The organism is Streptomyces spongiae, from assembly GCF_009377185.1.
Classification (GTDB): domain Bacteria; phylum Actinomycetota; class Actinomycetes; order Streptomycetales; family Streptomycetaceae; genus Streptomyces; species Streptomyces spongiae.
The window spans coordinates 1-7,068 of record NZ_VJZC01000522.1; the positions used below are offsets into that span (position 1 = coordinate 1).

The 7,068-nt window shown below is 72.3% G+C and carries 6 protein-coding genes; all 6 read right to left on the bottom strand.

Annotated elements, in window-relative coordinates:
• Nucleotides 1-49 precede the first annotated feature (49 nt).
• The 6 genes from FNH08_RS40245 to FNH08_RS40270 all read right to left on the bottom strand — a co-directional run bounded on the left by FNH08_RS40245 (nucleotide 50) and on the right by FNH08_RS40270 (nucleotide 6,925).
• On the bottom strand, nucleotides 50-295 hold the full coding sequence (locus FNH08_RS40245; RefSeq protein WP_322726243.1) for a hypothetical protein: 246 nt from the start codon (nucleotides 293-295) through the stop codon (nucleotides 50-52).
• 38 nt (nucleotides 296-333) lie between these two features.
• The gene (locus tag FNH08_RS40250; protein ID WP_407704556.1) at nucleotides 334-1,161 is read right to left on the bottom strand and encodes a YceI family protein; all 828 of its coding nucleotides are present in this window, start codon (nucleotides 1,159-1,161) and stop codon (nucleotides 334-336) included.
• Between the two features lie 192 nt (nucleotides 1,162-1,353).
• Nucleotides 1,354-2,196, bottom strand: coding sequence for an arylamine N-acetyltransferase family protein (locus FNH08_RS40255; protein WP_152776474.1), 843 nt, complete (start codon nucleotides 2,194-2,196; stop codon nucleotides 1,354-1,356).
• Nucleotides 2,197-2,219: 23 nt separating this feature from the next.
• On the bottom strand, nucleotides 2,220-4,739 hold the full coding sequence (locus FNH08_RS40260) for a ComEC/Rec2 family competence protein (RefSeq protein ID WP_228034652.1): 2,520 nt from the start codon (nucleotides 4,737-4,739) through the stop codon (nucleotides 2,220-2,222).
• Between the two features lie 122 nt (nucleotides 4,740-4,861).
• On the bottom strand, nucleotides 4,862-5,956 hold the full coding sequence (locus FNH08_RS40265; RefSeq protein WP_152776476.1) for a ComEA family DNA-binding protein: 1,095 nt from the start codon (nucleotides 5,954-5,956) through the stop codon (nucleotides 4,862-4,864).
• A gap of 123 nt (nucleotides 5,957-6,079) precedes the next feature.
• Nucleotides 6,080-6,925 (bottom strand): DegV family protein, encoded by an 846-nt coding sequence (locus FNH08_RS40270; protein WP_152776477.1) that lies wholly within the window; start codon nucleotides 6,923-6,925, stop codon nucleotides 6,080-6,082.
• Nucleotides 6,926-7,068 lie beyond the last annotated feature (143 nt).

The following is a 7,068-nucleotide window of genomic DNA, read 5'->3' on the forward strand; positions in this document are numbered from 1 at the left end:
CCGGCCCCCAGTCCCACCGGCCCTCGGCCCCACCGGCCCTCGGACAGGGCTACGGCTCCTCCCGCCAGCCGTCCCACTCCCCCGCGAACTCGTCCAACGCGGCGGGATCGAGCCGATCCGTCTCGTCCCGCAGGACGACCAGCCACTGGGCGTCCTCGGCGTCGTCCTCGCCGGCCAGCGCGTCCCGTACGAGCTCGGGCTCCTCGTGCACCCCGAACCGGTCGGCCAGCGCCTCCGCCGCCTCCTCCGCGGCCTCGCGGTCGGGCAGCACCAGCACATGTCTCACATCACTCACGGGGAACATCCTCCGCTACCCCGCCCACACGCCCCACGTCAGCCCTTGGGCACGATCTGAACATCCAGGTCGACCCGGATGCTGGGCCCCACGACCGCGATGCCCCGCGCGAGCATCGTCTGCCAGCTCACCGTGAAGTCGTCGCGCCGAAGCTCGGTCGTGGCCTTGCAGGCCGCCCGCACCTCACCCTCCATGCCGTTGCCCAGCCCGAGGTACTCGGTGTCGAGCGTGACCGTCCGCGTCACCCCGTGCAGCGACAGCGCCCCCGTGATCGCCCAGCGGTTGCCACCCTTGTGCACGAACCGGTCGCTGTAGAAATCCAGCGTCGGATACCGCTCCACGTCCAGGAAGTCCGCCGACCGCAGATGGTCGTCCCGCATCCTCACGTTCGTGTCGATGGACGCCGCGTCGATCACCACATGCATCGCCGACCGCTCCAGGGACTCCGCGATCCGTATCGCCCCCGCGAACACGTTGAACCGCCCGTGCACATGCGCCAGCCCGATGTGCCGCGCGGTGAACCCGATCGAGGAATGCGTCGGCTCGATCTCCCAGTCACCTGCCTGGGGCGGCTCGTACGGCTGGGCGAGCTGCAGGGTCACATCACCGAGCGAGGCCAGCGCGCTCTCGCCGACGACGGCGTTCGCCCGGTACGGCGCGTATCCCTCGGCCGACACCGCGAGCCGGTACTCCCCCGCCGGCACCGCCGCGATGAACGACCCGTAGGGGTCCGTGCCCCCGCCGACGACCTTGCGGCCCATCGTGTCACTGACCACGAACTCCGCCTGCCGCACGGGCTCGTTCACCGGATCGAGCACCCGGCAGCTGAGCACTCCGGCACCGGGCGGAACCCGTACCGCACCCATGGGGCCGCCTCGTTGCCCCTGCCTCGTTCGGTTCTCTCGCCAGCGGCCCAGCATCCGCGACACATCCCTGCGTGATTCGACATCATCTGTTGCCGAAGATGCATTCGACCACCGCTGCGGCTTTCGGGGCAACAGAGGCTCACATGGGGAAAATCCAGCGCATGTGCTGGGACTACGCACGAGTAACACGAATTACCCGCTCTTGTCAGCCTTTCGCACCTGCGGCACCCGCTCCATCTCGATCCCGAACCGCTCCCTGTACGTCTCCAGCACCTCCTCGTCCGTCTCCAGGTCCGTCACGCTTCGCTCGCCGTCCGGTGACGTGACGGTGAGGCCGCGTCCGCTGAGGGTGATCCGTCCGTCGTCCTCCGTCACCCGCGAGCAGACGAGGGACTGTGTGAAGTGCGACGCCGGCGACGTGCTGTGCCACCAGGCGCCGACCACGAAGTCCCCGAGCACCCGTGGCCGTACCTCCAGCCGGTACACCGGCTTCCCGTCGCGCAGAACGTCCACGTCCCCGAACTTCCCCGCTCGCTCCCCGTCCTCTCGCTGCGCCTCCTCTCGCTCCGCCGCCTCGACCACCCGGAACGTGCCTCCCGGATCCTCCTGCTCCCCGCGCTCCCCGAAGGCCAGCGGAAAGAGGCTGTGCGCCCCGAACCCGACGTCGGCGAGCCACTCACCCCCGTCCGCCGTCCCCACCCGCAGCGCGAGATGGTCGTACGGGATCCCGACACGGTCCCCCTTGCCGAACACCCGCCCCGCGAGCAGCGTCACCTCGAAGCCCAGCGTCGTGAGCAACGCCGCGAACGCCCCGTTCAGCTCGTAACAGAACCCACCCCTGCGCGCCCCGACCACCTTGTCCAGCAGCGCGTTCTCGTCGAGCACGATCTCCTCGCCGAGGTGGATCGACAGGTTCTCGAACGGCACGGCCCGCAGATGACGTACGTGCAGTTCGCGCAGTACCTCGATGGTGGGACCCGCGGGGCGCTCGGCCCCGATCCTGCGAAGGTAGGCATCAGCCTGTGCGGAGTTCATGGCACCAGTCTCTCGCCACCAGATCACTCTCTCGCCACCCGCAACTCCCCCGCCTCGCCGGCGACGGCGATGGCCCCGTCCTCGTCCGTGCGCAACACCGTCGCGCCCCCGGCCCGCAGCGCGGCGAGCGTGCTCGGTGCCGGGTGCCCGTACGGGTTGTCGGCGCCGACAGAGATGAGCGCCAGCCGCGGTGCCACCGCACGTATGAGATCCGGATCCTGGTACGCCGAGCCATGGTGGGCGACCTTCACGACGTCCACGGCTCCCAGCTCCGCGGCCGCCGGGGATCTCAACAGCGCCCGCTGAGCCGGGGGTTCGAGATCGCCGAGTATCAGCAGGGACAGGCCGGCCGACCGGACGAGCATGGTCACGCTGGCGTCGTTCGGCCCCTCCGGCGCGGGCCCGGTGTCCGGCGGCGGCCACAGCACGCGCCACGCCAGGTGCCCCGTGCGCCGCTCCTCCCCCGCCACGGCCCGCGTCACCGGGATGCGCCGGGCCGCCGCCTGTCTCCGCACGGACTCCGCCTGGTCCATCGGTTCCTCGAACCCGGTGGTCTCGATCGCGCCCACCGACCGTCCGCGCAGTACGCCCGGCAGACCGGCCACGTGATCGGCGTGGAAGTGGGTCAGCACGACGAGCGGGATCCGCGTGATGCCGAGCGCTCTCAGACAGCGGTCGACCAGCACGGGATCGGGTCCCGCGTCCACGACCACCCCCGTCCCTCCGCCCGCCGAGAGCACGGTCGCGTCGCCCTGTCCGACGTCGCACATCGCGAACCGCCAGCCGGGCGGTGGCCACCCGGTGATCACCCTCGTCAGAGGTGGCGGCTGCACCACCACGAGCAGGAACACCACGAGGCCGGCGAGGCACATCCAGGGACGGCTCACGATCCGCCGTCCGACGAGCACGACGACCACCGTCAGCGCGGCGAGCAGCAGCGCACCTGTCCAACTGCCCGGCCACTCCACTCCTCCGCCGGGCATGGCGGCCCCGGTGCGCGCGATGTCCGCGATCCACCCGGCCGGCCAGCTCGCGCACCATGCGAGGACCTTGGCGACCGGTATCGCCACGGGTGCTGTCGCCAGCGTGGCGAACCCCAGCACCGTGGCCGGTGCCACCGCGAACTCCGCCAGCAGATTGCAGGGCACGGCCACCAGACTCACCCGTGCCGACAGCACCGCGACGACCGGCGCGCACACCGCCTGGGCGGCGGCAGCCGCGGCCAGCGCCTCGGCCGGGCGCGGCGGCACCCGGTGCCGCTGGAGCGCCGCGCTCCAGCGTGGGGCAAGGGTGAGCAGGGCACCGGTCGCGAGGACCGAGAGCAGGAAGCCGTAGCTGCGCGCCAGCCACGGGTCGTACAGCACCAGCAGCAGAACCGCCGTGGCCAGCGCGGGGATCAGGGACCTGCGGCGCCCGGTCGCGATGGCCAGCAACGCGATCGACCCACAGGCGGCGGCCCGCAGCACGCTCGGATCCGGTCGGCACACGATCACGAAGCCCAGCGTCAACACGCCCCCGACCAGCGCGGTCGCCCGCAACGGGATACCCAGCCGGGGCGCGAGCCCTCGCCGCTCGACGCGTTGGGCGAGCCCGGGCGGCCCGATGAACAGGGCGAGGAGGATCGTGAAGTTCGCCCCGCTGACGGCCAGGAGGTGCGTGAGATCAGTGGCCTTGAATGCCTCGTCCAACTCGACCGGCACCCGCGAGGTGTCGCCGACGACGAACCCCGGCAGCAACGCCCGTGCGTCCGCGTCCAGCCCGTCCGTCGCCTCCCTCAGCCCGCTCCGCAGCCGCCCGGCGAACCGCTGCACCTCGGACGCCTCCGCCACGACTTCCGGAGGCCCGCCGCCCCGCACGCGCAGTACGGCGGCGATCCGGTCTCCACCGACCATGGTCGGCACGACCTGCGCGGCGACACGCACCCGTGTGGACGGGAGCAGGGACAGCCAGGTCCCACTCCCCAAACCCCCGCCCAGCTCCTCTGAGCTGCCGTGGCTCCGTGCACGCGGGCTCCCGACGCCGCCGGGACCTGACCGTGCGTCCACGATCACCAGGACCGGCGTCCGTGTCGCGAGGACCGTCCCGTCCGGCTTCTTCACCCGCCGGACCTCGGCGTTCAGCAGAACAGCCGTCGGGGCCATGTGGTCTCCTCTGATCCGGGGGCGGGTGAGCCGTGGATCGGAGGTGAGCTCGATGTCGGCCGTCACGTGCGCGTACTGGCGTGCCAACGCGGGGACGGGGCCGCGCCTCAGATCCGCGCCGTGCAGTCCGGCGGAGGCCGCGGCCGCGGCGGCACAGAGCAGGACGGCGGCGACGGAGAGCCTGGGCCACCGCGTGCGACGCGCCGCTCCTTCAGGCCGAGCCGTGACGAGGGCACCACCCACGACCAGGCAGACCACCACCACTGCGATGACCCACTCGACCGAGGCGTCGAGCGTGAGAGCCGCTGTCCCCCAGGCCGCCAACGCGGGCGGCACGAGCCGCAGGTCTGTCGGCCCTTCCTGCCTGGGGTGCGCCGCGCCCAGCCGGCTGGCGGACGCCATGTGCACGGGCGCGCGGCCGAGGACGGGCACGGGTACGGGGACAGGGACGGGTCGGTCCTCAGCGTCGTCTGCCGCTCGCCTCATGCTCCGCGCCGGGGCGTCGAGTTCTGCCTCCGGCCCCCTCATGGCCGTACGAAATTCCGCAGATCGGCGAAGCGCCGATCTCCGATGCCATTGACCTCACGAAGCTCGTCGACCGAGCGGAAGCCGCCGTGCTGCGTGCGGTAGTCGATGATGTGCTGGGCCAGTACGGGGCCGACGCCGGGCAGTGTGTCGAGTTGGTCCGCGGTGGCCGTGTTGAGCGAGACCGGAGCCGCCGGGGCCGCACCCACGGCAGGCCCTCCGGTGCCGCCCGTTCCCGGCGCCGCACCCGCGGCGGGTGGCGCCGGACCGCCGACCACCACCTGTTCTCCGTCGATGAGAACGCGGGCGCGGTTGAGCCCCTCGGTGCTTGTGCCCGGCCGCACTCCACCGGCCGCCCGCAGCGCGTCGGCCACGCGCGAGCCCGCCGGCAGCCGCCGGATCCCGGGGCTCCGCACTTTTCCGCTGACGTCCACCACGATCACGGGGCCCGCTGCGGAAGCCGACGCCCCCGGGGAGGCGCCTGTCGCGGCCACGGCCTGCTGCCTGTCCCGTTCGTCGTGCGGCGCCGGGCGCACCACCGCAGGTGCGCTGACCGGCTCCGTCCGGCCCGCCCGGAAATGCTGCAGTGCGAAGACCGCCGCGACGACCAGCACCACGCTGAGCGCCAGAACACTTCTCCGTTCGAGCCCGCACCTCGCCTGCAGCCACAGCGGCATCCGCTCCCGGACCGCGGGTCCGACCCGCTCCCGCCAGGTCGTCCGCGCGCCGTTGACGGGACCACCGGCATCGTCGGGCTCATCGGCCCGGGGGAGGTCGGAGCTCACCATCTCCAACTGGTCGCCGTCGACACGGTCGTTGATGCTCAGGTCACCGGCTCCACGCCGGGTCGTCCCCCTCGGGAAGCCCGTCGCGGTCAGAGGGATCGGTGGGCCGTTGCCCAACTCCCGCCGTTCCCTCGGCCCGTCGGCGAAGAGCGCTTCCGCGCGCAGACGCAGCGCTCGCGCCGAGGCGTGGCGGCGTCGGGTGCTGCCCCGGGCGCGGGAACGGCGGTGGCGGACCCGGCCGTCGGAGACGGGCCCGCGGCCCGGACCGCTGGTGACGGTAGCGGTGCGTGAAGATGATCGAAGTGCCATGCGACGAGGATCGGGCACTCCCGCACATCCGCGATGATCTTGCTCAATTCCCGTGGACTACCGCCCGGTTGTGGATAACTCGCTCACCCACACGAGCGACCACACGAGCAACCACAGGGGCGCTCACCGAGGCGAGACAACCGCCCCCAACAGCCCGGGTCCCGTGTGCGCGCCGATCACCGCGCCGACCTCGCTGACATGCAGATCGACCAGCCCGGCCACCCGGTCCCGCAACCGGTCCGCGAGCGCCTGTGCCCGGTCGGGCGCGGCGAGGTGGTGGACGGCGATGTCGACCTGTGCGCCGCCGGCGCGGTCGGCGACGATCTCCTCCAGGCGGGCGATCGCCTTGGACGCCGTGCGTACCTTCTCCAGGAGTTCGATGCGGCCACCGTCCAGTTGCAGCAGCGGCTTCACCGCGAGGGCCGAGCCGAGCAGCGCCTGCGCGGCACCGATCCGGCCGCCGCGGCGCAGGTAGTCGAGGGTGTCCACGTAGAAGTAGGCGGACGTGCCCGCGGCCCGCTTCTCGGCGGCCGTGACCGCCTCGTCCACCGTGCCGCCGGCCTCCGCGGACTGGGCCGCCGCCAGCGCGCAGAACCCGAGTGCCATGGCGACCATTCCGGTGTCGACCACGCGTACGGGCACGGGTGCCTCCCGTGCCGCGAGGACGGCCGCGTCGTAGGTGCCCGAGAACTCGGCCGACAGGTGCAGGGAGACGATGCCGGTGGCTCCCGACTCGGCGGCCTTGCGGTAGGTCTCGGCGAACAGCTCCGGGCTCGGCCGGGACGTGGTGACGGGCCGTCGCTTCTGGAGTGCCTGGGCCAGCGAGCGCGCCGAGATCTCGGTGCCCTCTTCGAGCGCCCGGTCACCGAGGACCACGGTCAACGGCACCGCGGTGATGCCGTGACGTTCCATCGTCCGTGGCGGCAGGTAGGCCGTTGAATCGGTGACGATAGCGACATGGCGGGACATGAGCTGGAGGTTACCTGCCGGAACGTGCGGGCGGCAGCCCGGCCCCTCCCACCTGCGGTCGGACGGGTGGGATCAAGTCGTGCTCTCGGGGCGGGGTTTCTTCTGCCAGGGGTAGGTGGTGCGCGGGCCGGGCGGGTCGATCG